This window comes from Bartonella sp. LB28NMGDW (assembly GCF_042194435.1).
Taxonomy (GTDB): Bacteria; Pseudomonadota; Alphaproteobacteria; order Rhizobiales; family Rhizobiaceae; genus Bartonella; species Bartonella grahamii.
In genome coordinates, this window is record NZ_JBHIMX010000142.1 from 1 (window position 1) to 680 (window position 680).

Annotated in this window: 1 pseudogene; it reads right to left on the minus strand. The window is 43.8% G+C overall.

Features of this window, described 5'->3' with window-relative positions:
• Positions 1–155 precede the first annotated feature (155 nt).
• Positions 156–680: pseudogene (locus tag ACFIKG_RS09680) on the minus strand (phage portal protein); the annotation flags it as partial.

The following is a 680-nucleotide window of genomic DNA, read 5'->3' on the forward strand; positions in this document are numbered from 1 at the left end:
CAACCGGCTCTGGAGAGGTGACATCATCATTATCAATCGTTTCACCATCATAAGTGCCGGCATCAAAAGAGCTCTCATCATCAAAGACCGGTGCTCCAACTCTGTAATCTTCATTCATAGCTTCATTCATTTCTGCATTCATTCTTTCACCTTTCTCAACTATGCATACCTCTGTGTAATGCTATTCGCTCTCGCATAATCTGATTATGTGCCTGATCATTGAGAAGCTTCTGCCGTTCAATCTCATAGCGTTGCTTCATCAGTTCTGCGTCTGTTTTTGCTCTCTCTTGATGCACAAAAAGATCAATCTGCTTTTGTTGCAAATCCATCTGATGCATCTGTGCTTTCGTCTCTAAGTCTTGTTGCTTTTCCTGCAACTTCATTTCCTGCTCGGGGTCCATCTGCTGTTGTTGTGCCATTTGTTGCTGTTGGAACTTCTCACTGACACGATTGAGTAATGACGCAGGCAATGGAGAATAACGAAGTAGATCAAGCATAATATCCGGCGTAATCGCATTTTGAAGCAATGGGAGCAGCTGTGTGATGATACCGAAGGTGCGCTCTTTCTCATTCGGGCTGGTTGGCGCATCATCAACTACAATATCATACTCGACACTCGTTACTTCTTCACGCGTCAATGGAATATATTGCGCATTCTCCTCACCAGATATCCGTACCAA